This is a genomic window from Streptomyces sp. NBC_00354 (genome assembly GCF_036106915.1).
Lineage (GTDB): Bacteria > Actinomycetota > Actinomycetes > Streptomycetales > Streptomycetaceae > Streptomyces.
The window spans coordinates 3,262,731-3,283,612 of the sequence record NZ_CP107983.1; the positions used below are offsets into that span (position 1 = coordinate 3,262,731).

Annotated in this window: 24 protein-coding genes and 1 pseudogene; 6 read left to right on the top strand and 19 right to left on the bottom strand. The window is 70.2% G+C overall.

Going from position 1 to position 20,882, the window contains the following annotated elements; all coding sequences use genetic code 11:
* Positions 1 to 212: 212 nt before the first annotated feature.
* A complete protein-coding gene (locus OHT74_RS14370; protein ID WP_328620427.1) occupies positions 213 to 1,796 on the bottom strand; it encodes an MDR family MFS transporter in 1,584 nt (527 codons plus the stop codon).
* 120 nt (positions 1,797 to 1,916) lie between these two features.
* Between OHT74_RS14370 and OHT74_RS14375 the strand changes: the two genes are divergently transcribed.
* Together OHT74_RS14375 and OHT74_RS14380 are read left to right on the top strand one after the other, a co-directional pair.
* Positions 1,917 to 2,495 (top strand): TetR/AcrR family transcriptional regulator, encoded by a 579-nt coding sequence (locus OHT74_RS14375; RefSeq protein WP_266664267.1) that lies wholly within the window; start codon positions 1,917 to 1,919, stop codon positions 2,493 to 2,495.
* A gap of 130 nt (positions 2,496 to 2,625) precedes the next feature.
* Positions 2,626 to 3,201, top strand: a complete 576-nt coding sequence (locus OHT74_RS14380) for a hypothetical protein (RefSeq protein ID WP_328620428.1) — start codon at positions 2,626 to 2,628, stop codon at positions 3,199 to 3,201.
* Here OHT74_RS14380 and OHT74_RS14385 read toward each other — a convergent pair.
* Positions 3,162 to 3,704 (bottom strand): ATP-binding protein, encoded by a 543-nt coding sequence (locus OHT74_RS14385; protein WP_327361770.1) that lies wholly within the window; start codon positions 3,702 to 3,704, stop codon positions 3,162 to 3,164. The two genes, OHT74_RS14380 and OHT74_RS14385, sit on opposite strands and share 40 nt — an antisense overlap.
* Positions 3,705 to 3,914: 210 nt before the next feature.
* Between OHT74_RS14385 and OHT74_RS14390 the strand changes: the two genes are divergently transcribed.
* Together OHT74_RS14390 and OHT74_RS14395 are read left to right on the top strand one after the other, a co-directional pair.
* Positions 3,915 to 4,766: a helix-turn-helix domain-containing protein gene (locus OHT74_RS14390; protein ID WP_266996767.1), complete on the top strand. Its 852-nt coding sequence runs from the start codon at positions 3,915 to 3,917 to the stop codon at positions 4,764 to 4,766.
* A gap of 11 nt (positions 4,767 to 4,777) precedes the next feature.
* Complete coding sequence (locus OHT74_RS14395; protein ID WP_266664275.1) at positions 4,778 to 4,975, top strand: hypothetical protein; 198 nt, start codon at positions 4,778 to 4,780, stop codon at positions 4,973 to 4,975.
* A 189-nt stretch (positions 4,976 to 5,164) separates the two neighbouring features.
* On the opposite strand, the gene OHT74_RS14400 is transcribed toward OHT74_RS14395, so the two are convergent.
* The 3 genes from OHT74_RS14400 to OHT74_RS14410 all read right to left on the bottom strand — a co-directional run bounded on the left by OHT74_RS14400 (position 5,165) and on the right by OHT74_RS14410 (position 7,847).
* Complete coding sequence (locus OHT74_RS14400; RefSeq protein ID WP_328620429.1) at positions 5,165 to 6,235, bottom strand: YncE family protein; 1,071 nt, start codon at positions 6,233 to 6,235, stop codon at positions 5,165 to 5,167.
* A 273-nt stretch (positions 6,236 to 6,508) separates the two neighbouring features.
* The gene (locus OHT74_RS14405; RefSeq protein WP_266664279.1) at positions 6,509 to 7,330 is read right to left on the bottom strand and encodes an alpha/beta fold hydrolase; all 822 of its coding nucleotides are present in this window, start codon (positions 7,328 to 7,330) and stop codon (positions 6,509 to 6,511) included.
* A gap of 91 nt (positions 7,331 to 7,421) precedes the next feature.
* Positions 7,422 to 7,847, bottom strand: a complete 426-nt coding sequence (locus OHT74_RS14410; protein ID WP_328620430.1) for a nuclear transport factor 2 family protein — start codon at positions 7,845 to 7,847, stop codon at positions 7,422 to 7,424.
* 107 nt (positions 7,848 to 7,954) lie between these two features.
* Between OHT74_RS14410 and OHT74_RS14415 the strand changes: the two genes are divergently transcribed.
* Positions 7,955 to 8,506 carry a TetR/AcrR family transcriptional regulator gene (locus OHT74_RS14415; protein WP_266664283.1) on the top strand — a complete coding sequence of 184 codons (552 nt, stop codon included), beginning with the start codon at positions 7,955 to 7,957 and terminating at the stop codon, positions 8,504 to 8,506.
* 244 nt (positions 8,507 to 8,750) lie between these two features.
* On the opposite strand, the gene OHT74_RS14420 is transcribed toward OHT74_RS14415, so the two are convergent.
* Positions 8,751 to 9,230 carry a MarR family winged helix-turn-helix transcriptional regulator gene (locus OHT74_RS14420; RefSeq protein WP_328620431.1) on the bottom strand — a complete coding sequence of 160 codons (480 nt, stop codon included), beginning with the start codon at positions 9,228 to 9,230 and terminating at the stop codon, positions 8,751 to 8,753.
* 95 nt (positions 9,231 to 9,325) lie between these two features.
* On the opposite strand from OHT74_RS14420, the gene OHT74_RS14425 reads away from it, so the two are divergent.
* Positions 9,326 to 10,795 carry an MFS transporter gene (locus OHT74_RS14425; RefSeq protein WP_328620432.1) on the top strand — a complete coding sequence of 490 codons (1,470 nt, stop codon included), beginning with the start codon at positions 9,326 to 9,328 and terminating at the stop codon, positions 10,793 to 10,795.
* Here the strand turns inward: OHT74_RS14425 and OHT74_RS14430 are convergent.
* From OHT74_RS14430 to cpaB, 13 genes and pseudogenes are all read right to left on the bottom strand, one after another.
* Positions 10,792 to 11,439 (bottom strand): OmpA family protein, encoded by a 648-nt coding sequence (locus OHT74_RS14430; protein ID WP_328620433.1) that lies wholly within the window; start codon positions 11,437 to 11,439, stop codon positions 10,792 to 10,794. The genes OHT74_RS14425 and OHT74_RS14430 overlap by 4 nt on opposite strands.
* A 4-nt stretch (positions 11,440 to 11,443) precedes the next feature.
* Entirely contained in the window at positions 11,444 to 12,031 is a 588-nt protein-coding gene (locus OHT74_RS14435; RefSeq protein ID WP_328620434.1) for a hypothetical protein, read from the bottom strand.
* 28 nt (positions 12,032 to 12,059) lie between these two features.
* On the bottom strand, positions 12,060 to 12,701 hold the full coding sequence (locus OHT74_RS14440; protein ID WP_328620435.1) for a pilus assembly protein TadG-related protein: 642 nt from the start codon (positions 12,699 to 12,701) through the stop codon (positions 12,060 to 12,062).
* Entirely contained in the window at positions 12,698 to 12,898 is a 201-nt protein-coding gene (locus tag OHT74_RS14445; protein ID WP_328620436.1) for a hypothetical protein, read from the bottom strand. The genes OHT74_RS14440 and OHT74_RS14445 overlap by 4 nt, the downstream gene beginning before the upstream one ends.
* Before the next feature lie 110 nt (positions 12,899 to 13,008).
* On the bottom strand, positions 13,009 to 13,869 hold the full coding sequence (locus tag OHT74_RS14450) for a response regulator (RefSeq protein WP_443047705.1): 861 nt from the start codon (positions 13,867 to 13,869) through the stop codon (positions 13,009 to 13,011).
* Positions 13,779 to 14,894 (bottom strand): annotated as a pseudogene (locus OHT74_RS14455) (sensor histidine kinase); the annotation flags it as partial. The pseudogene OHT74_RS14455 and the gene OHT74_RS14450, both read right to left, overlap by 91 nt.
* 3 nt (positions 14,895 to 14,897) lie before the next feature.
* Complete coding sequence (locus tag OHT74_RS14460) at positions 14,898 to 15,791, bottom strand: DUF5936 domain-containing protein (RefSeq protein ID WP_266664300.1); 894 nt, start codon at positions 15,789 to 15,791, stop codon at positions 14,898 to 14,900.
* 13 nt (positions 15,792 to 15,804) lie between these two features.
* Positions 15,805 to 16,743 (bottom strand): type II secretion system F family protein, encoded by a 939-nt coding sequence (locus tag OHT74_RS14465; protein WP_266664302.1) that lies wholly within the window; start codon positions 16,741 to 16,743, stop codon positions 15,805 to 15,807.
* The gene (locus OHT74_RS14470) at positions 16,740 to 18,086 is read right to left on the bottom strand and encodes a CpaF family protein (RefSeq protein ID WP_328620438.1); all 1,347 of its coding nucleotides are present in this window, start codon (positions 18,084 to 18,086) and stop codon (positions 16,740 to 16,742) included. Before OHT74_RS14470 ends, OHT74_RS14465 begins: the two co-directional genes overlap by 4 nt.
* Positions 18,083 to 18,445: a TadE/TadG family type IV pilus assembly protein gene (locus OHT74_RS14475; RefSeq protein WP_266664306.1), complete on the bottom strand. Its 363-nt coding sequence runs from the start codon at positions 18,443 to 18,445 to the stop codon at positions 18,083 to 18,085. Before OHT74_RS14475 ends, OHT74_RS14470 begins: the two co-directional genes overlap by 4 nt.
* 1 nt (position 18,446) lies before the next feature.
* Positions 18,447 to 18,833, bottom strand: a complete 387-nt coding sequence (locus OHT74_RS14480; protein WP_266664308.1) for a TadE/TadG family type IV pilus assembly protein — start codon at positions 18,831 to 18,833, stop codon at positions 18,447 to 18,449.
* A 3-nt stretch (positions 18,834 to 18,836) separates the two neighbouring features.
* Positions 18,837 to 20,150 (bottom strand): AAA family ATPase, encoded by a 1,314-nt coding sequence (locus OHT74_RS14485; RefSeq protein ID WP_266664310.1) that lies wholly within the window; start codon positions 20,148 to 20,150, stop codon positions 18,837 to 18,839.
* A 7-nt stretch (positions 20,151 to 20,157) separates the two neighbouring features.
* Positions 20,158 to 20,859 (bottom strand): Flp pilus assembly protein CpaB, encoded by a 702-nt coding sequence (gene cpaB, locus OHT74_RS14490; RefSeq protein ID WP_266664312.1) that lies wholly within the window; start codon positions 20,857 to 20,859, stop codon positions 20,158 to 20,160.
* Between the last annotated feature and the right edge of the window lie 23 nt (positions 20,860 to 20,882).

Here is a 20,882-nt window from a genome sequence, read left to right on the forward strand (position 1 = left end):
GTTCCCGCCAATTCCCCCGTAAAATCCAGCTAATAGGACCTTGGTCCTTGATCGCCCCGATTTGGACCCCACCTGAAACAGGACGGAACCACATCAACCTCCCCCGCATCAGCCGCATTCACCGAACCCATGAGTACCCGGCTTCAGGGCAGGAAAAAGCCCGGCCTCGGCGGAAATCCGCCGGGGCCGGGCTGGGGGAACGTACGGCTTCGTCAGTGCGAGAGGGACGCCTGCGGAGCCTGCGCCGCCTTGTCGCCGTCCGCGTCGCCGCCCTGGGCCGGGCCCGCGCCCCGCAGCGGGACCTCCTTGACGAACCAGGCGGCTGCGAAGCCCAGTACGGCGATGACCGCGCCGAGCAGGAACGCGGAGTGCGTACCGGCGGCGACCGCGTGCTGGTAGGCGTCGCGCACCGCTTCCGGCAGCTTCGCCAGGCTGGCCGCGTCGAGCTGGGCTGAGCCGGCGGCCTGCGCGGCCTGCGGGCCGAGGCGCTCGCTCATGGTGTCCGTGACCCGGCTGGTGAACAGCGAGCCCATCAGGGCCACGCCGAACGAGCCGCCGAGCGTACGGAAGAGGGTGGCCGAGGAGGACGCCACGCCCATGTCCTTCATCTCCACGCTGTTCTGCGCGACCAGCATGGTGATCTGCATCAGGAAGCCGAGGCCGGCTCCGAGGATCGCCATGTAGACGCCGGACATCAGGCGGCTGGTCTCGGTGTCCATCTGCGCGAGCAGGAAGAGCCCCACGACCATGAGCGCGCCGCCCACGATCGGGAAGATCTTGTACTTGCCGCTGCTGGTGGTGATCCGGCCCGCGATCAGCGAGACGACCATCATCGAGAGCAGCATCGGGAGGAGCAGCAGGCCGGAGTTGGTGGCGGAGGCGCCCTGGACCGACTGCTGGAAGAGGGGGAGGTAGACCACGCCGCCGAACATCGCGAAGCCGACGAGGAAGCCGATGACCGACATGAGCGTGAAGTTGCGGCTGCGGAAGATGTGCAGCGGCATGACGGGCTCGGCGGCCTTGGTCTCGGCGAAGAGGAAGGCGGCGATCGACACGATGGCGACGACGATCAGGCCGATGATCTCCCCGGAGCCCCAGGCGTACTCGGTGCCGCCCCAGGTCGTGACCAGCACGGTCGAGGTGATGGCGACGGTCAGCAGCGCGGCGCCCAGGTAGTCGATCTTGCCCTTTGCCTTCTTCTTCGGCAGGTGCAGGACGGCGGTGACCATCGCCAGCGCGACGGCGCCGAGCGGCAGGTTGATGTAGAAGGACCAGCGCCAGCCCATGTGGTCGGTGATGGTGCCGCCGACGAGCGGTCCGCCGATCATGGCGAGGGCCATCACGCCGGCCATCATGCCCTGGTACTTGCCGCGCTCACGGGGCGGGATCAGGTCGCCGATGATCGCCATGACGCCGACGATCAGACCGCCGGCGCCGAGGCCCTGGATGGCGCGGAAGCCGATCAGCTGGCCCATGTCCTGGGCCATGCCGCTGAGCGCGGAGCCGATCAGGAAGATGACGATGGAGGTGAGGAAGGAGCCCTTCCGGCCGTACATGTCGCCGAGCTTGCCCCAGATGGGGGTCGAGGCCGCGGTGGCCAGCGTGTACGCGGTGACCACCCAGGAGAGGTGCTCCAGACCGCCGAGCTCACCGACGATCGTCGGCATCGCGGTACCGATGATCATGTTGTCGAGCATGGCCAGGAGCATTGCGATCATGAGGGCCATGAGGACGACTCGGACGCTGCGCGGCTTCACCTCCTCGGAGATCTCCGCCGCCTTTGTGTTTTGAGCCATGTCCACTCCCCGGTTCACCCACGTACTCCGGACCCTTACTTGCCGCCCGGCTAGTTGACTACACTGGGGAAGGTAGACCCGCTACTAGCCGGGCGTCAAGTAAGTAGTTTGGGGAGAGTCATGTCCAGCAGCAGTCCGCAGGCGCGCCGTGGCAACACGCGCCAGCGCATCCAGGACGTCGCACTGGAGCTCTTCGCCGAGCAGGGGTACGAGAAGACCTCGCTGCGCGAGATCGCAGAGCGGCTGGAGGTCACGAAGGCGGCGCTGTACTACCACTTCAAGACCAAGGAAGACATCATCATCAGCGTCTTCGAGGACCTGACGAGGCCGATCGACGAGCTGATCGACTGGGCGAAGCAGCAGCCGCCGACGCTGGACATGAAGCGCGAGGTGCTCCGGCGCTACAGCGAGGCGATGGTGGCGGGCGCGCCGCTGTACCGGTTCATGCAGGAGAACCAGGCGACGATGCGGGAGCTGAGCATCGGCGAGACGGTGAAGCGCCGGCTGTTCACGCTGGTCGAGCTGCTCCGCACGGAGGACGGGCCCCTGACGAACCAGGTGCGGTGCGTGAGCGCCCTGTTCACGCTGCATGCGGGGATGATGTTCCTCCAGCACGTGGAGGGCGACCCGGAGGAGACCCGCCTGGCGGCCCTGGAGGTCGCCACGGACCTCATCACGCAGGCCCACGAGGCGACCTGAGGCGGGGCTGGGGGCCGGGCCAAGGCCGGACCGGGGGCCACCCGAAGATGAGTATCCGCACTCACGTCCGATCGTTCGCCCGCCCATACGGTGGGCGGGTCGGTGTGGAGCATGCTGTGGAGGTGGACGGATGGGACACGGTCGGGCCATGGCCCGGGCGCAGGCGCACTTCGAGGACTCGGGCCGACCCCTGCTGCGGAGCGCGGTGGCATGGGCGACCCTGTTGGCACTGACCGCCACGACAGCGGCGTGCGCGAGGAAGACGGCCGACTTGACCGAGCAGCAGGCCCGGTTGCGCGCCGAGGAGATCGTGCAGCAGGCCGTTGCCGGGATGTCTCCGAAGCCGACACTGCGGCAAGATCACTACTCCAGCAGTGGGTGCACGACCGAGTTCGGCACCGCCGAACTGGACCAGGTCTCCGTCGACTACCGGCTCGAGGGCGTGCCCCCTTCTGCCGCGAGGGATCTCGTCCGTCAGACCCGGGACGCGTGGGTGGCGCTGGGTTACAAGTTCCAGGGCAAAGGCTCGGACGGCGACTGGTCGGATCCCGCAGCAGCCGTCTTCATGCACACCAGGCCCGACGACTTCTCGCTGAGCGCCCAGAACAGCATCACGGACAGAAGCACCGGTGACGGCATCGCCTACATCACCGTCCGATCGCCCTGCTACCCGAAGCCCACGGAGAGCCCCTCCCCTTCCCCGTAGCCGAGGGCGCCCGCGCGGGGAAGGGTCGCCCAGGTCCGGGTCCCGCCACCCGGCTCCCGGGACTCCCCGAAACCCCAGGCCCCGCCGCACTCCCGGACCACGACGGCCATGAGCCGCAGCGCGGCCCGCCGCCGGGCCTCGCAGTGAGCGGCCAGCCGGGGGTGGGAGTGGGGTGCGTGACCGTCGTAGACGGTGAGCCGCAGCGCGTCGTCGCGGTAGCGGACGGAGAGGTAGAGGCTCCGCCCAGGATCCAAATGCCAGGAGGCGGCGAGCAGTTCGCCGGTCACCTGCTCGGCGGAGACGGCGATCGCATCGAGCCGGTGCGCATGAAGGACGGACCGTACGGTCCGACGCGCGATCTGCGCGCTGTACGCCTCGCCGGGCACGGTCAGGCTGCAGGTCAGCGCCTCCGGCGAGGGCGGCTCGTCCCCGTCGGGAGCGGGCGGCGAAGCCGGACAGACGGTGAACCGGCCCTGGGCCGACTGCATGAAGGGGTTGAGCATCGCGAACTCCCTGTGGTTGCGAGTGGCTCCGTCGTGGGCGTGGTGGCCTGTCGCTGCGGCATGCGCATGCCGCAGCGATGCACTTCCACTCCCGTTGCGTGAGCGGTGCGTTACCCAATGTAGCGTCGAGCGGGCCAAATTTGGCCCGCTCGACGGGAGAAGTCAGCCGCTCGTGCCCAGAGGGCGTCGGGACGCGCAAGACTTCACGCCATGACCGCGAGGACAGCCACGACAGAGCGCCAGAAGAGGTTGGGGTACGAGCTACGCAGGATGCGTACGGCAGCCGGGGTTTCGGCCGAGTTCGCAGCCGGACTTCTGGGGGTGGACCGGGGCGCCATCTCCGCGATGGAGTCCGGGACGCGCGCCATCTCGACCGAGCGGCTGCGCACGCTGGCCTGCAACTGTGAAGTCACCGATGAGCTGTACATCTCCGGACTGATGGAGATGGCGCAGCCAGCCGGACGCCAGTGGTGGGATCGCTATCGGGGCCAACTCCCCCAGGGCCTCCTGGACATTGCGGAAATGGAAGCTCGCTGCGTCCGCATGCGGGGCGCCTACTCCATTCACATGCCGGGACTCCTGCAGACCTCCGACCACGCGCTCGCCCTTTTCCGGATGGTGATCCCTCCCCTGCCGGAGCGCGAGGTCGCATTGCGGCTGGCGCTACGCGTCGAGCGCCAGCGCATCCTGGACGGCGAGAACGCACCCGAGTTCGTGGCCGTCGTACACGAAGCCGCCCTGCGCATGCAGTTCGGCGGACGCGCCGTCTTGCGCGCACAGCTCGACCACTTGCTCAACCGGTCCGAGCAGGACAATGTGACTGTGCTCGTTCTCCCGTTCGACGCGGGAGGGTTCCCGGGTGCGGGGCAGACCGTGATCTACGCGGAGGGCCCGACAGCACAGCTCGACACCGTGCAGGTCGACAACTCGCATGGCCCCGACTTCATCCACGCGGAGACGCAACTCTCGAAGTACCGCGCCCACTTCGCCCTGCTGGAAAGTCTGGCCCTGTCCGCCGAAGCCTCCCGGGACTTCATCCGAACTATCGCAAGCCAGCTGTGAGAGGGGACACCATGACCACCGTGACCTGGGAAGACCCGTTCTGCGGAGAAGGCAACTCCTGCTACCGGATCGGGGTGGACGGAGAGGGCGGGAGCTACATCGCGGTGGCGGGGCAGGAGGCGGTGTACGTCAGCGACACGGCGGACGCGCTGCGGCAGCTGATCCGGGACATCAAGGCCGGCAAGGCCGACCACCTGCTGGCGGACTAGGACGCGTATGGCAGGCCGCGGCGGATGCGGCGGGTGCCCGCACCGACCTGCCGCCGCCCGCTGTCCCGGCCGTCACACCGGGTCAGCGGGCGGACTGCACGCAGTTCAAGCCGGTCCTGGAGAAGATCCGGGTTCCGGAGGTCGGGCCGGGCAGGCCCCGTAAGAAGCCGGGCGCCGCTACGTCCGGTCCTACGAGTGCTTCGCCTGCGAAGCACCGGGAAGGATGTCGATTCCAATCGGTCCGTCGCCGACGGGAATGGTGGCGACGACCGTGTCGGTCTTGGCGTTGATCACCGACACGTTGTCGTCGTCGTAGTTGGTCACGTAGACACGGTCACCTGTCCGGTCCAAGGCGATCCCGCTCGGGCCGTTGCCGACGTGGATCGTGGCGATCACGGCGTTGGACGTGGTGTTGATCACCGACACCGTGCTGATGAAGACGTTGGCCACGTAGGCGCGAGCACGGGTGGGGTCTTCCGCCACCGCGTACGGTCCGTCGCCGACGGGAATGGTGGCGGTGACGAAGTTGCTGTTGGAATTGATCACCGACACGGTGTCACTCGACTGGTTGGCCACGTCGACGCGGGCACGCTTCGAGTCCACCGCCACACCGCGTGGGGCGAGGCCTACGGGAATGTCGGTGATCACCGTGTTGGTATTGGTGTCGATCACCGATACCGTCCCGCTCTCCTGGTTGGTCACGAAAGCGCGATTCCGGGCTACGTCCAGTGCCACACCCCAGGGAACGTCGCCGACGGCAATGGTGGCGATGACCTTGTTGGTCTTGGTGTCGATCACCGACACGTTGTCATCACCGTTGTTGGTCACGTAGGCGCGGCCCCGGGCCGGGTCAACCGCCACGTCGCGCGGCCTGTCGCCGACGGGGATGCCGGCGATGACCTTGTTGGTCTTGGTGTCGATCACCGACACGTTGTCGCCGCCGGCGTTGGTCACGTAGGCGCGGCTCCGGGTCGGGTCCACCGCGACATCGACAGGGACGTCGCCAACGGCGATGGTGTCGGTGACCTTCTTGGTCTTGAGATCGATCACCGACACCGTGTCGCCGTCGGCGTTGGCCACGTAAGCGCGATCGGCGTGCGAGTCCGCAGAGGCGTGCGGGGTGATGCCGGGCAGCAGCGCCGTGCACAACGCAGCCGCGGCGCCCACCACCCAGGCACGGTGTTGCCGTCGCGCCCGTCTCGATCTCTTGACCGAATACTGTGCGGCGTTCTCGGCACACTCAGCTGAGGTGGTGTTCATCTGCATCTCCTGCCTGTTGCGTCTCGCGCTTCCCGGGCCCTGGGCCCAAATCAACCGCCGAGCTGTGCGCCCAGCGGCGACTGCCGCCCACATCATTGAGTCGGGCGTGGAGTCCTGCCTGGCAGGCTCGGCCGGTGGACATTTCCGAACTGCACAGACGGCCTATCAGGTCTTACCCAAGCCCTAGGGGGTGTCCGGGGGCACCCGCCCGATGAAGCGAACGCGGGCAACACGACCCGAGACAGGACGAGCAGCCCCACGCTCCGACGCCGCTCAGGAGGCCGAGGCGGCGATGAAGGCGATCAGGTCGTCGGCGTAGCGGTCCGGGTGGGTGAGATGGGGGACGTGCCCGTCCCCCACCAGCGTGCGCATCTGCGCACGGCCGCCGAGCGCGGTGGCGAGCTTGCCGACGATCACCGGGAACCACGGCGGGCTCTCGCTGCCGAAGGTCAGCATCGCGGGGCCGGTGTAGCCGGAGAGGCGGGCGAGGTCGAGGCTCGCCCAGTGCGGGTCGCCGTGTTCGTCCAGGAACGTGGGGGCGTTCGCGGTGAACGTCTCGCGGAACTGTTCCGGCAGCTGCTCCCAGCCGCCCGGTCCGATGGCGACGTCGTCCACGAACCGCTGGGCGCCGGCCCGGTCCTCGCCCGCGCGAAGGGCCTCGAGGACGCCGTCGATGGCGGCCTCCATGGCCTGGAGCACCGGGCGGAGTTCCCGGTCTTCCTCGCCCACGATGCCCATGAGCGGAGGTTCGTGCGCGGCCACGCTGCGCAGCAGCTCGGGGCGGCGGCAGGCGAGGCCGAGCGCGGTCGAGGCCCCGAAGGAGTTCCCGGCCACGTGGACCGGAGCGCCGAGGGTCTCGATGAGCGACGCGAGGTCGTCCTCGTCCTGCCGCCGGCTGCCCTGGCCCGGCGGGCGCTCGCTGCGGCTGTGGCCGCGCCGGTCGTAGACCAGTACGCGGAACGACTGCGCGAGGCGGGGGACGACGAGCTGCCAGTTCTCGTGGTCGACCCACGAGCCGTGGACCAGGACCAGGGGTTCGCCCTCGCCCACGACCTCGTAATAGAGGTCCACGCCGTTCACACGAGCCCGTGCCATGCCGAGTCTCCTCACCTGGGATACCGGAGGGGGCCCGAGCACCCGCGCAGAGACATACCGCGGGCCGGCGAACGGCACACCTCCCTGCGGGTCAGCAGGTGAGGCGGCGGTCCTCGGGGGTGATCGGGATGTCGTTGATGCTGGCCTCGCGGCGGCGCATCAGCCCGTTGCCGTCGAACTCCCACTGCTCGTTGCCGTGGCTGCGCCACCACTGGCCGGCGGCGTCGTGCCACTCGTACTCGAAGCGGACGGAGATCCGGTTGCCGGTGTACGCCCACAGCTCCTTGCGGAGCCGGTAGTCGAGCTCGCGCTCCCACTTCTCGGCGAGGAACTCCCGGATCTCGTCGCGGCCGCTGAGGAAGCGGTCACGGTTACGCCAGAACGAGTTCTCGGTGTAGGCGAGGGCGACGCGCTCGGGGTCGCGGCTGTTCCAGGCGTCCTCGGCGGCCTGGACCTTGGCCCGGGCGGATTCCTCGGTGAAGGGCGGCACGGGCGGGCGTACGGCGGGGTCGGTCATGGGCGCACCTCGGTCGGACGAAGGGACGGAGAACGGTCGTTCTCGACAGGAAGGACGATAGAGAACGACCGTTCTCCGCGCAAGCGATTCTGGGCTACGCTGCCTTCATGGACGACGAAGAGGCCCGCACCCGGCTGCTGGACGCGGCGGAGGCGCTGTTCTACGCCGAGGGCATCCAGGCCGTCGGCATGGACCGCATCCGCACGGAGTCGGGGGTGCCGCTCAAGCGGCTCTACAAGGTCTTCCCGGCCAAGGAGGCCCTGGTCACGGCCTACCTCGAACGCCGCGACCGCCGCTGGACGGCGAGCCTGCGGGGCGCGGTGGCGGATTCCGCGGATCCGGTCGAGGCCGTCTTCGACTGGCTGGCGCAGTGGTTCTCGGAGCCGGACTTCCGGGGCTGCGCGTTCCTGAACGCGTACGGGGAGCTGGGCACGGGCCCCGCCGGAGTGCTGGACGTCGTACGCCGCCACAAGACGGACCTGCGAGAGCTGCTGGCGGAACTGGCCGGCCCCGGCCGCGAGGACCTCGCGGACCAGCTGCTGATCCTGGTGGAGGGCGCGACGGTGGTGGCGGCCCTGACCCCCGGCCCGGAGCCGGCCCAGCGCGCGCGCGAGGCGGCGTCGACCCTGCTCCGGGGTTCCGGCGGAGCCGGTCGCTAACTGCCGGTCAGGCAACGTTCGGCACGTCGGCACGCCGGCACGACGGCGCGTAGGCGCCGGTCGTCGGTTGCCGGTCGTCGGTTGCCGGTCGTCGGTTGCCGGTCGTCGGTTGCCGGTCGTCGGCATGCGGCTTCCCCGGATGGCGCCGATCTCGCTCACGTACCCGGGTTCTGCCACCCGCGCACCGTGACCGCCGCCCGCCATACAGCCATGTGCCCATCCGGCAAAGGGCCTTGGCGGCGCGTCACATCCGGGCGCGGCGGGCCGGGCGGAGGCTCTCGGAGGGGGACTCCAGGTCGCCTTCGACGAGTTGCGTCAGGACGCGCAGCAGGTCTTTGCGGTCGGCGGCCGCAAGGGAGCTGAGGGCGTCGGCGTGGACCTTGTCGACGATGCGCCGGCTCTGGGCGGCGACGGCGGCGCCCTGCTCGGTGACAGCGATGATGCGGGCCCGGCGATCCTTGCTCGACTGCCGCCGCTCGGCCAGCCCGGCCTTCTCCAGGGCATCGACGGTGACGACCATCGTCGTCTTGTCCATGTCACCGATCTCGGCGAGCTGGATCTGGGTCCGCTCCTCCTCCAGGGCGTGCACGAGGACGCAGTGCATGCGGGCGGTGAGGCCGATCTCGGCGAGGGCGGCGGCCATGCGGGTGCGCAGGACATGGCTGGTGTGGTCCAGGAGGAAGGAGAGGTCGGGCTCGGTCCGGGTGGGTGCCATCGCAGTCATGCCCCCAGTCTAGCAATTCGATCCGAAATAAATCGTCTGCAACGAAACCATCTGCTACGGTCACACCAGTCGCCCTCACCTGACTGGAGAAACCGATGCCCGTCGCTACGGATGCCCCCGCTCCCCCTCTCACTGCCCCCGCCTCCGCGCCGGCTGCCGCTCAGGGGCTGCGCTCCCGCTGGAGCGCCCTCGCCGTGCTCTCCACCGGCATGCTGATGACGGTCCTCGACGGCAGCATCGTCACCGTTGCGATGCCCGCCATCCAGAACGACCTGGGCTTCACCCCCAGCAGCCTCAGCTGGGTGGTCAACGCCTACCTGATCGCCTTCGGCAGCCTGCTGCTGCTTGCCGGTCGCCTGGGCGACCTGATCGGCCGCAAGCGGATGTTCCTGGCCGGGACCGCCGTCTTCACCGCCGCCTCGGTGCTCGCCGGCTTCGCCGCCTCCCCCGAAGTGCTCGTAGCCGCTCGCTTCCTCCAGGGGCTCGGCAGTGCGATGGCCTCGGCCGTCAGCCTCGGCATCCTGATCACCCTGTTCACCGAGTCCCGCGAGCGCGCCAGGGCGATTGCCGTCTTCTCCTTCACCGGCGCGGCCGGAGCCTCCCTGGGCCAGGTGCTCGGCGGCATCCTCACCGACGCGCTCGACTGGCACTGGATCTTCTTCATCAACCTGCCCATCGGCCTCGCCGCGCTACTGATGGCCGCGCCCGCGCTCCCCGCCGACAGCGCCCACGCAACTCCGGGCCTGCGCGCCGGGGCCGACGTGCTCGGCGCTGCGCTGGTCACCGCCGGACTCATGCTGGGCATCTACACCGTGGTCGAGGTGGAGCAGTACGGCTGGGCCTCTGCGCACACCCTCGGCCTGGGGACGCTCTCCGTCGCCCTGCTGGCCGCGTTCACCCTGCGCCAGGCCGGGGCCCGCACGCCGCTGATGCCGCTGCGGATCTTCCGCTCACGCACCGTGGTCGGCGCGAACCTCGTCCAGATGCTGATGGTGGCCGCGCTGTTCTCCTTCCAGATTCTGGTCGCCCTCTACCTCCAGAAGGTCCAGGGCTACGGCGCCGCCGCGACGGGCCTGGCCATGCTCCCGGCCGCCGCTGTGATCGGTGCCGTCTCGCTCGGCGCCTCGGCCCGGCTGAACACCCGGTTCGGCGAGCGCGGCGTCCTGCTGGCCGGCCTCGCCCTGCTGATCCTGGCGCTCGGCCTGCTGACCCGGCTGCCGGTGCACGCCGATTACGTCACCGACCTGCTGCCGGTGATGCTGCTGGCCGCCGGCTTCGGCCTGGCCCTGCCGGCCCTCACCACGCTGGGCATGTCCGGCGCCGGCGAAGGGGACGCGGGACTCGCCTCCGGCCTGTTCAACACCACCCAGCAGATCGGGATGGCCCTGGGAGTCGCCGTCCTCTCCACCCTGGCGGCCTCGCGCACCGAAAGCCTGGAATCCGCCGGCCACACCGCGGCCGCATCGCTGACAGGCGGCTACCACCTGGCCTTCGCGGGCGGCGCCGGCCTGCTGCTGACCGCCTTCGCCCTCGCGGCCACCCTCCTGCGGAGCCGGCGCCGCTAGTTGCCGCCGGCGGCGGTGGTGCGGGGGAAGGTGATCTCGACGCGGCGGTTCTTCTTACGGCCTTCCTCGGTGCCGTTGTCGGCGATCGGGTAGTCCTCGCTGTAGCCCCGGACGTCGTAGATGACGCCGGGGCTGGTGACGGTCTTGGCGAGCTCCGCCTGAACGGCGTCGGCGCGCTGCTTGGAGAGTTCCTTGCCGTGCTCGTAGCTGCCCTGGTCGTCGGTGAAGCCGAAGACCCGGACGCGGGTCGCCTTCTGCGTGTTGATCTCGCCGGCGATGGCCTGTATCCGGGCGGTGGCCTGGGCGTTGAAGACGGCGCTGTTCTCGGGGAAGAGCACCTCGGACTGCAGGGCCATCATCACGGACTGGTTGGTCTCCTGCCGCCGCTGCTCACCGCCGAGGTCTTCGACGACCTCGGCGATGTCCAGGACCTTGATCGGAGCCAGGGTTCCGCCCTGGGGGATCTTCAGCCCGGGAGCGTTGGAGTCGATGGGCACGGGCGCGGCGGCGGAGGGCTCCGTGCCGGGAGGTGCCGACGGCTTGACGTCGTCAGCGTAGGCGCTGGACGCGCCGATCAGATGGGCGCCGGCAATGACGAGACCGACGACAGCTGTCGCAGCGGAGACACGATGGCGTTTATTCATGGGGTCACCCGGAGATTTTGATGGTGGCCGTGGCGAAGGTGGGCAGGTTGAAGTCCACCTGAGTGGTGCTGTTCGGAGGCACCGGGAACTGTGCGAAGAAGGGCACCGTCTGACCGGCCTCAATGATGGTCAGCCCAGTGGTGCACAGACACCTGCCGTCGGTGTCGCGAAGCACGTAATACCTCTTCTTGCCAGCCTTGTCGACCAAAGTGACACCTGCGACTGAGGCTCCGCTGCCGTTGAGTTCATTGCCCCGCCAAGCCGCGGTACTGGCGAAGGCCTGACTGCCGGTGTTCTTTAGCTGGCCACTGACCGTGAGGAACCCGCCCGCATCACGCACCGCCGAGTTGATGGTGAGGGTCATGCCACTCTCACCGTTGACGGTGGCGAGCACTTCGGTCGGTGTGGGCTTGGGGCTGCCACTGGGAGCCTGCGACTGGGGCGCGGCGCCCTGGGAGTTCGACGACGGAGCCTGGCCCGCCTTGCGCTTGTTGTCGTCACCTCCACCGCAACCGGCCATCGTGATCGCCAAAACCGCCGCAGCTACGGCAGCCGCTCCCCCGCGGACCTTCACCGAGTGCCGAGTGCTCATCTATGCCGCTTCCTTCTCTCATTCACTGTCAATCGACCAAGCGCACGTCAAACAGGATCCTGGCCAACTTGCGCCAGGGATCGGGCTTCAACGGATCCAGCACCAAGGCCTTTCCGCCCTTGCACTTGAACGTCACGGGCGGCGCCGGAGTCGGCGCGGGAGTGGGGGCAGGGGTAGCCGTAGGGGCTGGGGTGGGAGCAGGGGCCGGGGTGGCGCCCAAAGAGCAGCGCGGCTCGATCGCCGCGGTTGCGCTGGCTTTCCCGTGCACACTGTCGGTGCCCGGGATGACCGACTTCCCGACCGTGCCCTTGGTCGTCACCTCAACGGCGAACTTACGAGGCGCCGGTGTACAGGTCGCCGACGCATCGTTCTGCTCCGCGAAGTTACGCGCTTCTCGGCAAGCTCCGGTCGCGTCCAGCATTTCCCCGCGAAGGATCCTCTCCCAGTCCTCGGGTTCGAACTTCGCGAAGTCCAGGCCTGGGACCAGGTGATCTCGCGCGTCACGCGCAGCCGCTAGGGCAGCCGCGTCGGCGGCACCCTGCGCATTGCTACGCGTAAGTGCCGCCTGGCCTATGACAAAAAAGGCGAACGCAGCGAAGAGCATGCCTGCCACCACCGCGATGTAGATGGGGAACGCCTGCCCTCGTTCGTCGAACCTCGCCGAGATCACTTCCCGGCAGTGACCGAGGCGACCGCCGTGGAGATCCGGTTGGTGATGGCTTGGCCGATGCCCGTGCCGACGATCGCGCCGATGATCACCACGACCACCAGGATGATGCCCAGGTATTCGAAGGCCGTCTGGCCTCGATCGCTCGCGCCCTTGCCCTCGTACCGCTTCCGCATCCTCGCCAGGGTGTTCTGCAACATGGGGGTTCCCTCCCGGGCCGGTGCCGCTGTTGGTTTGCGGACCGTACGGGGAGTCACCGGTGATAACCAAGGGTCCCGGGGCCCAATTACGGACCCACTGCGCACTCCGTCTACCCATGGCCGGTCACCCCTGGACGGGCCGTTCCCAGCCAGCGCGCTATCGCCTCGCTGCGGCTCGTGCTCTGGAGCTTCGCGAAGATGCGGTTGATGTGGTTCTTGACCGTCTTCTCGCTGATGAAGCAGGTGGCCGCGATCTGCTGGTTGCTCATCCCGGACGCGATCAGATCCATGATCTCCACCTCCCTCGAACTCAGGCCGAAGAGAACCGTGTTGTGCAGTCGCTCAGGAGAGCGTGCCACAGATCGTTGCGGTTGCGAAGAGGTCCGGAGATCCGCGAGCAGCGCGCTCGCCGCCGTCGTCGTGAAGTGGGCCCGGCCCTCGCGGACGTCACGGACCGCTCGGACCAGGTCTTCGGGCGTGAATTCGCCGTGGACGAGGTAGCCGCCTGCACCCAGGAGGAGGGCTTCTCGGACAATCTCGGATTCCTGGCTGTACGTCAGCATCAGTACGGGCGCCAGCTGTACGAGGTGCGGCAGCGCCGAGATGCCGTCGACGCCCGGCATGCGGACGTCCAGCAGGATCACGTCCGGGGCGTGCCGGCGGGTCAGGCTCAGGGCCTCGCGGCCGTCTGCCGCCTGGGCCACCACCTCCATGTCCCCGGCCGTCGCCAGGAGGGACGCCAGGCCCGCCCGTACCACCGGGTTGTCGTCGGCGATCAGGACGCGGAGCGGCATCACGGGCTCCCCTCCGGGGTCAGGGCCGCGAGCGGGAGGTCCAGGCGGACGAGGGTGCCGGGGCCGGACGGCCGGGCTCCGATGTGGAGGCGGGCGCCGATCGACGCCGCGCGTTCCGTCATGCCGAGCAGCCCGAAGCGGCCCCTGCGGTGCAGGGCATCGGGCGGGAGGCCGCAGCCGTCGTCCTCGATGGTCAGGGTGAGGTCCCCCGCGTCCACCGCCGCCTTGACCGTCACGCGCGAGGCTCCCGCGTGGCGGCGGGCGTTCTCCAGGGCCTCCGAGGTGACCGCCAGGAGGTGGTGCGCCACTGCGGAGGGGAGCACGGGGAGGACTCCCTCCGTACGGAGCTCCGCGTCCGCGCCGACCAGGCGGCGGAGTTCCCCTGACAGCGAGACCCCCGGCGCGTCCGCCTCGCGCCGCAGGTCCGTCAGCAGTGCCCGGGATTCCGCCGCCGCCGCGCGGGCCGCGCCGGAGAGGAAACAGGCCTGGCGGCGCAGGGCCGCCGGGTCCGTGGTGCGGGCGAGGGCGTCCGCCGCCAGGGCCAGGCCGTGCAGGGTCTTCGACACCGAGTCGTGCATCTCGCGGGCCAGGTGGTCCCGTTCGGCGCGCACCGCCTCGGCCACCGCCAGCCGGGCCCGCGTCTCCGTCAGGGCCTGGCTCGCCGAGCCGAAGCGGAACAGCAGGTCCCGCAGCGAGGCGCCGGCCGCGCCCGCCAGGAGGCAGAGCACCGGCAGGGTCAGGCCGCCGCCGCCCACGGCCACCACGAGGACGGCCGCCAGCGCCGCATAGACCGCCGAGCCGCGCCACCCGTGGACCAGCCCGGCCAGCAGCGGCGTGCAGACCACGGCGAAGCCGAGGGGCGACTCCGGCGTCGCCGTGACCAGCAGCAGCCCGCAGAACGCCATGTCCGGGGCCAGCAGCCAGCGGTGGCGCAGCAGCAGCGGCCCGAAGCGCTCCCAGTCGCGGAAGAGCGCGTACGAAAGCATGAAGGTGAGCAGGATCGCGCCGCCCACGAGGTACGTCGGACCGCCTCGGGCCGTGCGCCCCAGTGCCAGCGGCGCGCCCAGGCCGATCACCACCATCCGGAACGCGAACACCCGGCGGCACAGGGCCTGGAGGGCGTTGGCCTGGAGGGTGAGGGGCGCACCGCCGTGGCTCCGGGCCCCTGCGCGCGCGGCCAGGGGGATGTGGAGGACCGCCATGGCTCACCCGCCCCCGAGCATCGCGCCGAAGTCGACGTCCGCGCCGTACACGAAGCCGCAGACCAGCAGGATCAGCGTGCCCGGCAGCATGAACATCGTCACCGCGAACGTGGCCTTCGGGACGGCCCGGGCGGCCCGCCGCCGGGCGTTCTGGGCATCCGTACGGCGCATGTCCTCGGCGATCGCGATCAGCGTCTCGACGATCGGCGAGCCCAGCTCCTCGCCCTGCTGGAGCGCGGTCACGAACTGCGCCACCTGCTCGGAGTCGTTGCGCGCGCGCAGCTCGTCGAAGGCCTGGCGGCGGCTGACGCCCATGTCCATCTGCTGCAGGGTGATCCGGATCTCGTCCGACCAGGGGCCGTCGTACTTGGCGGCCACCCGCTCCAGCGCCTGCCGGAAGCCGAGCCCCGCGCTCACGACGACCGCCAGCACGTCCAGGAAGTCCGGCAGCGTCCGCTCGATGTGGTCGCGGCGGACCCGGATCGCCGACCAGAGGCCGACCTCGATCCAGAACAGGCCGAAGGCGACCATCAGCAGGGCCGGTACGAGCTGGCCGTTGATCAGCATCGAGAACGCGCCGAGCGCGCCCAGGAACCCGTACACGGCACGGCGCGCCGCGTACCGGTCGATCGTCAGGCCGGCCGGGTTGCCCGCCAGGTCGATCTGGCGGCGCTTGCGGGCGACCCGGTTCGGGCCCATCAGGCGCAGGACGAGCGGCGCCCAGCGGATGCCGAGGCGGTCCACGGCCGAGCCGACGGCCGTCGTACGGGTGGCGCCGACCTCCAGGGCGAGCGCGAGGTCGCTCGGCAGTTTCGTCTCGGCGCGGTAGAGGCGGATGCCGTGGAAGACGCCGAAGACCGACACCCCCAGCAGCAGGGCCAGCAGCAGAGCCGTCATGTCCGTCGCCCCCTCACACGTCGATCTTCGAGAGTCGGCGGATCAGGACGAAGCCGAGCGTGAAGAGCCCGATCGCCACCAGCACCGCCGTCTGGCCGATGAACGCGCCGGTCATCCGGTCGAGCGCGCCCGGCATCATCACGTTCACCAGCAGCAGCGAGCCGAGTCCGATCGCCGGTACCAGGTAGGCCGTCACCGTCACCTGGGAGAGCTGGGTGCGGATCTCGCGCCGCGTCTCCTTGCGCTGCTCCAGCGTCACCGTGAGGTTGCGCAGGCTGCCGACGATGGCGCCGCCCGCGCGCGCGGACAGGACGAGCGTGGAGACGAGGACGACCAGTTCCCGGGAGGGAAGCCGCTGCGCGATCTCGCCGAGGGACTCCTCGATGGAGTGCCCCACGGCGAGCCGGTCGGCGACGCGCGCGAGCTCCTCGCCCGCCGGGGCCTCCAGCTCCTCCGCAGCTATGGCGATGGCCGTACGCAGGGCCAGCCCGGCCTGGGTGGCATTGGCGAGGATGCGGGCGAGCTCGGGGAGCTGGTTGATGAACCGCTCGGTACGGCGCGCCCGCTGCCAGTTGAGGAAGGCGTCCGCGGCCCACAGGCCGATCAGGCCGGCCACCGGGCCGAAGAACGGGGCCAGGAAGCTCGCCGCGACGAGCCACACACCGGCGACGGACATCAGCATGTAGACGAAGAACTCGCCGGGGGTGAGGTCCAGGCCGGTCACGGCCAGCTTCACCTCGATCCGCTTGCCCAGCGCGGTCCTGCGCAGGCGCCGGTCCACGCCGGGGAAGCGGCGTCTGCGGCCCGCCGGCTCCGGTGCGCCGTCCGTGGCGAGGCGTTCGATGAGGGCGGCGCGCTGGGCGCGGCCGGCGGCGTAGGCGTGGACGCCGACGACCACGAGGACGCAGGCCAGCAGCGTGGCGCCGAGGGTGAGGAGGATGAGTGGGTTCACAGGAGTGTCCGGGTGATGCGGGTCGCGAGCTGGTCGTCGGACATGGCGACCCCGAAGGCCTGCGGGATCGGCTGGTTGTTCATGTAGAGGCGGTCCGCGATCCGGCGCGGCAGCGGGTAGTACTCGAAGTAGCCGTGGACGCGGCCGTCGGCGCCCATCGGCTGGGCGGCGAACCGGCAGACGGTGGTGATGCGGAAGGGCTCGCGGCCGTGCGAGTCGAGGATGGCGATCTCCGTGACGCGGCGCGAGCCGTCGCCGAAGCGGGTCAGCTGGACGACCACGTTCACCGCGCTGTTGATCTGGTCCTGCAGGGCCTCGAAGGGGACCTCCACCTCGGACATGGAGGCGAGGGTCTGCAGGCGCATCAGGGCGTCCTCGGCGCTGTTCGCGTGGACGGTGGCCAGGGAGCCGTCGTGGCCGGTCGACATCGCCTGGAGCATGTCGAGCGTCTCGCCGCCGCGGACCTCGCCGACGATGATGCGGTCGGGGCGCATGCGCAGGGAGTTGCGTACGAGGTCGCGGATGGTGATCCGGCCCTTGCCCTCCACGTTCGCCGGGCGGGATTCGAGGCGGATCACGTGCGCCTGCTGGAGCTGGAGCTCCGCGGAGTCCTCGATGGTGATGATCCGCTCGCCCTCGGGGATCAGGCCGGAGAGGGCGTTGAGGAGCGTGGTCTTGCCGGTGCCGGTGGCCCCCGACACGATGACGTTCATCTTCGCCTGGACCAGGCCGGACAGGAGCAGGAGCATCTGCTCGTCCAGCGAGCCGAGGCCGATCATCTCGTGCAGGGTGAACGCGCGCGGGAAGCGGCGGATCGTGAGGGTGGCCCCGGTCAGGGACAGCGGCGGGATGATCACGTTGACGCGCTCGCCGCTGGGCAGGCGGGCGTCGACCATCGGGTTGGCCTCGTCCACGCGCCGGTTGACGGTGGAGACGATGCGCTCGATGGTCTGCATCAGCTGCTCGTGCGAGGCGAAGCGCAGCGGCAGCTGCTCGACCCGGCCGGCGCGCTCGACGAAGATCTGGTCCGGGCCGTTGACCATGATCTCGGAGATCGACGCGTCCTCGAGGAGCGGTTCGAGCACACCGAGACCGAGCGCCTCGTCCACGACCCGGCGGATCAGCTGCGCCCGCTCGACGGTGGAGAGGACGGGCCCCTCGCGGCTGATGATGTGCCCGAGTACGCGCTCCAGCCGGGCCCGGCGCTCGGCGGGCGCGAGCGCGGACATCTCGGCGAGGTCGATCTCCTCCAGCAGCTTCGCCCGGTACGCGGAGACCAGCCGGCCGTCCTCGCGGGGACTGTGCCGGTCGTCGGGGGTGTTGACCCGGGAACGCAGGCTCATGGTCCGGTCACCTTCGGGTCGTCGTTGGGCATGATGGCAGTTGCCCTGGCCGGGTCGATGGACAGGCCCGGCACGATGGACTTGATCGGGATGCTGACCTTCGCGGTGACCGCGTCGGGGACCGAGGACACGTCGATCGTCGCGTCGAGGCCGGAGCTGATGGCCGCCATGCCCGCCGCCGACCCGGCGCCCGGGTTGCGGGCCTCCACGCGTGCGGCCGTCCGGGCAGCGGTCTCGGCCTGCTGGTGGACGTAGCCGACCCAGCCGAGCTGGATCCCGCAGAGCGCGACGAACAGCAGGATCGGGATGAAGCCGATGTACTCCAGGGCCACTTGGCCCCGGTCCCGGTCTCGTTCCACCTCAGTCCTCCTCTTCCTTCGCGGAGCCGCCCTCGCCCGTGATCGGGGTGCCGATGTCGAGGCCCGGGAAGAAGACCGGGAGGTTGAGCTTCACGGTCGCCTTGTAGACGTCGCCCGACTCGCGGCAGTCCACGCTCATGTTCCAGGCGCCCCCGACATGCCGCCGCGCCGCGGCATCGCAGGCCCCGCCCCCGTGCACCGCCCCCACCCGCGCCGCCTCGTCCGCCGCGTTGCCCGCCAGGGAGAAGGCGTACCCGATCAGTACGCACTCCCACACCGCCGCCACGAGCAGCAGGATCAGCGGCACCATGCCGACGAACTCGACCGCCACCTGGCCGCGGTCTCCCCGGGCGGCGCGGGCGGCGCGGACGGGTCTGCGCGCGGGCATGCGTCAGCCCTCCCGGCCGCGGCGCAGCCAGGGGCCCGCCGCGCCCCGGTCGCCGCCCCGCAGGCGCGCCACCGGGCCGGGGGCCCGTACGGCCAGGGCCGCGCCCGGGGTTCCCGAGGCGGCGGCTGCGGGCTCTGCCGTGGACGGGGGCGAAAGCAGGCCGAGTTCGCCCGCCAGCGTCCACAGCGCCTGCTTCACGCTGGAGCGGTTGTCGAGGTCCTGCACCCGTCCCGCGTCCACGACCGCCTGGAGCTCCTTGAAGGCCGCCGGCACCGGGGTCCGGGTGGCCCGGGTCTTCGTGATCTTCTCGATGAGCGCGGGCTGGATCTCCGTGTGCTTGCTCCAGCGGTTGACCACCATCGCGGTGTCCTCCGCCTTGCGGACCTGGAGCCGCTCCCACATCCGGACCAGCCGCTTGGCCGCCCGTACGGAGACCACGTCCGGGGTGGTGACCAGGACCGCCACGTCCGCCATCTCCACCGCCGCCGCGTTCGCGCCCGTCACCTGGGTGCCGCAGTCGATGACGACCAGCTCGTACCGGCTGCGCAGGGCTCCGACGATGTGCCGGGCGGCGCGTTCGTCGACCTCCTCGCCGCGCTCGCCGTCCGCCGGGGCCAGCAGCAGTGCCAGCCCGGTCCGGTCGTCGTACACCGCGTCCTGGAGCACCCGCGGCGAGATGTCCTGGATCCCGGCGAGGTCGGCGATGGAGCGCCGGAACTGCACGTCGAGGTACGAGCCGACGTCGCCGGCCTGGAGGTCCATGTCGACCAGGGCGGTACGCCGCCCCGAGGCGGCCGCGGCCAGCGCGAACTGCACGGCGGTGAAGGTGGTGCCGACGCCGCCCTTGGCCCCGGTGACGGTGACCACCTTGCCGCCGGGGCCGGTGAACACGTCGGCCCCCCGGCCCAGGTGGCGGCGTACGCCCACGGACCACTGGGCGGCGGCCTGGACACGGGCGGCGAGTTCCTCGTATGCGAGCGGCAGCCCGATCAGACCCCGGGCGCCGGAGTCCATGGCGGCGGAGAACAGCGCCGGGCCCGCGTCCGAGGACACCAGCACCACGCCCACCGCCGGGAAGCGGAGTGCGACCTCACGGATGAGGTCGAGCGCGGGCACCGGGCCGATCCGCTCGTGGACGACGACCACTTCGGGCAGTTCGTCGATGGACTCGGCGGCCAGCCGCCCCAGGGTGTCCAGCAGCGAGGTGGAGTCGGGGACCGGGGCGCCCGGCTCGGCGGCCGGGAGCTGGCTGAGGAGGGTGGAGATGGCGCGGGCGGCGTCCGGGTCGCCGGCCGCGGGGAGGATTCGGGTGGTCATCCGGGCCTCACTTGTCCCCGTCGAGGGTGTACGTACGGTCGCCCGCGCCGGGCGCGGAGTCGGTGCCGGGGGCCACCAGGGCCAGGCGTACGTGCTCCGCGAAGGACTCGGCGTACGCGACGCGCTGGGTGTCCTTGGTGTTCAGGGCGAAGGTGATCGGGACCGCCTCGGCGGGGCCCTTCTTGTCGCTGTCCTTGTCGAGGGCGGTGAGCTTGCCGACGTTCAGGACGCGCGCGTTGGCCACGATGATCACCGAGCGGGAGGGCTCGGTGTCCTTGGCGCCCTTGAAGGTGGCGATGATGTTGACCTTGGCCCCGGAGTAGATCTTGCCGGCCACGCCGGTCGACGCGTCGATCATGATGGCGATCTCCTGCTCCCCGGGCTGGAGCTGCGGCTTGTCGACGAACATGCCCGCCTGGAGCAGTGAGCCCTTGCGCAGGGTGGTGAGCGTGATCTTGTCCTTGAGCTGCCCGAGGTCGGTGACGGCGGTGTCGGACAGCCAGCGCTCGGGGATCGAGACTTCCTCGAACTGCCCCGCCGACAGCGGGCTGTACGGCGCGATGTCGCCCTTGGCGCGGTACGCGACGACCTCGGCCCCGACCTTGGAATTGACGTCGCCGATCACCACGAGGACCCCGCCGAACGCCGCGAGGGCGCACAGGACCGACAGGAGCAGCAGGATGACGCCGCGGCGCTGGCGTGAGTTCATGGGCCGTACTACCTCGCCGTTCT

Excerpts from the sequence above, each read along its gene's own strand:
- OHT74_RS14370 (WP_328620427.1), bottom strand. The coding sequence starts at position 1,796 with ATGGCTCAAAACACAAAGGCGGCGGAGATCTCCGAGGAGGTGAAGCCG.
- OHT74_RS14375 (WP_266664267.1), top strand. The coding sequence starts at position 1,917 with ATGTCCAGCAGCAGTCCGCAGGCGCGCCGTGGCAACACGCGCCAGCGC.
- OHT74_RS14380 (WP_328620428.1), top strand. The coding sequence starts at position 2,626 with ATGGGACACGGTCGGGCCATGGCCCGGGCGCAGGCGCACTTCGAGGAC.
- OHT74_RS14385 (WP_327361770.1), bottom strand. The coding sequence starts at position 3,704 with ATGCTCAACCCCTTCATGCAGTCGGCCCAGGGCCGGTTCACCGTCTGT.
- OHT74_RS14390 (WP_266996767.1), top strand. The coding sequence starts at position 3,915 with ATGACCGCGAGGACAGCCACGACAGAGCGCCAGAAGAGGTTGGGGTAC.
- OHT74_RS14395 (WP_266664275.1), top strand. The coding sequence starts at position 4,778 with ATGACCACCGTGACCTGGGAAGACCCGTTCTGCGGAGAAGGCAACTCC.
- OHT74_RS14400 (WP_328620429.1), bottom strand. The coding sequence starts at position 6,235 with ATGAACACCACCTCAGCTGAGTGTGCCGAGAACGCCGCACAGTATTCG.
- OHT74_RS14405 (WP_266664279.1), bottom strand. The coding sequence starts at position 7,330 with ATGGCACGGGCTCGTGTGAACGGCGTGGACCTCTATTACGAGGTCGTG.
- OHT74_RS14410 (WP_328620430.1), bottom strand. The coding sequence starts at position 7,847 with ATGACCGACCCCGCCGTACGCCCGCCCGTGCCGCCCTTCACCGAGGAA.
- OHT74_RS14415 (WP_266664283.1), top strand. The coding sequence starts at position 7,955 with ATGGACGACGAAGAGGCCCGCACCCGGCTGCTGGACGCGGCGGAGGCG.
- OHT74_RS14420 (WP_328620431.1), bottom strand. The coding sequence starts at position 9,230 with ATGACTGCGATGGCACCCACCCGGACCGAGCCCGACCTCTCCTTCCTC.
- OHT74_RS14425 (WP_328620432.1), top strand. The coding sequence starts at position 9,326 with ATGCCCGTCGCTACGGATGCCCCCGCTCCCCCTCTCACTGCCCCCGCC.
- OHT74_RS14430 (WP_328620433.1), bottom strand. The coding sequence starts at position 11,439 with ATGAATAAACGCCATCGTGTCTCCGCTGCGACAGCTGTCGTCGGTCTC.
- OHT74_RS14435 (WP_328620434.1), bottom strand. The coding sequence starts at position 12,031 with ATGAGCACTCGGCACTCGGTGAAGGTCCGCGGGGGAGCGGCTGCCGTA.
- OHT74_RS14445 (WP_328620436.1), bottom strand. The coding sequence starts at position 12,898 with ATGTTGCAGAACACCCTGGCGAGGATGCGGAAGCGGTACGAGGGCAAG.
- OHT74_RS14460 (WP_266664300.1), bottom strand. The coding sequence starts at position 15,791 with ATGACGGCTCTGCTGCTGGCCCTGCTGCTGGGGGTGTCGGTCTTCGGC.
- OHT74_RS14470 (WP_328620438.1), bottom strand. The coding sequence starts at position 18,086 with ATGAGCCTGCGTTCCCGGGTCAACACCCCCGACGACCGGCACAGTCCC.
- OHT74_RS14480 (WP_266664308.1), bottom strand. The coding sequence starts at position 18,833 with ATGCCCGCGCGCAGACCCGTCCGCGCCGCCCGCGCCGCCCGGGGAGAC.
- OHT74_RS14485 (WP_266664310.1), bottom strand. The coding sequence starts at position 20,150 with ATGACCACCCGAATCCTCCCCGCGGCCGGCGACCCGGACGCCGCCCGC.
- cpaB (WP_266664312.1), bottom strand. The coding sequence starts at position 20,859 with ATGAACTCACGCCAGCGCCGCGGCGTCATCCTGCTGCTCCTGTCGGTC.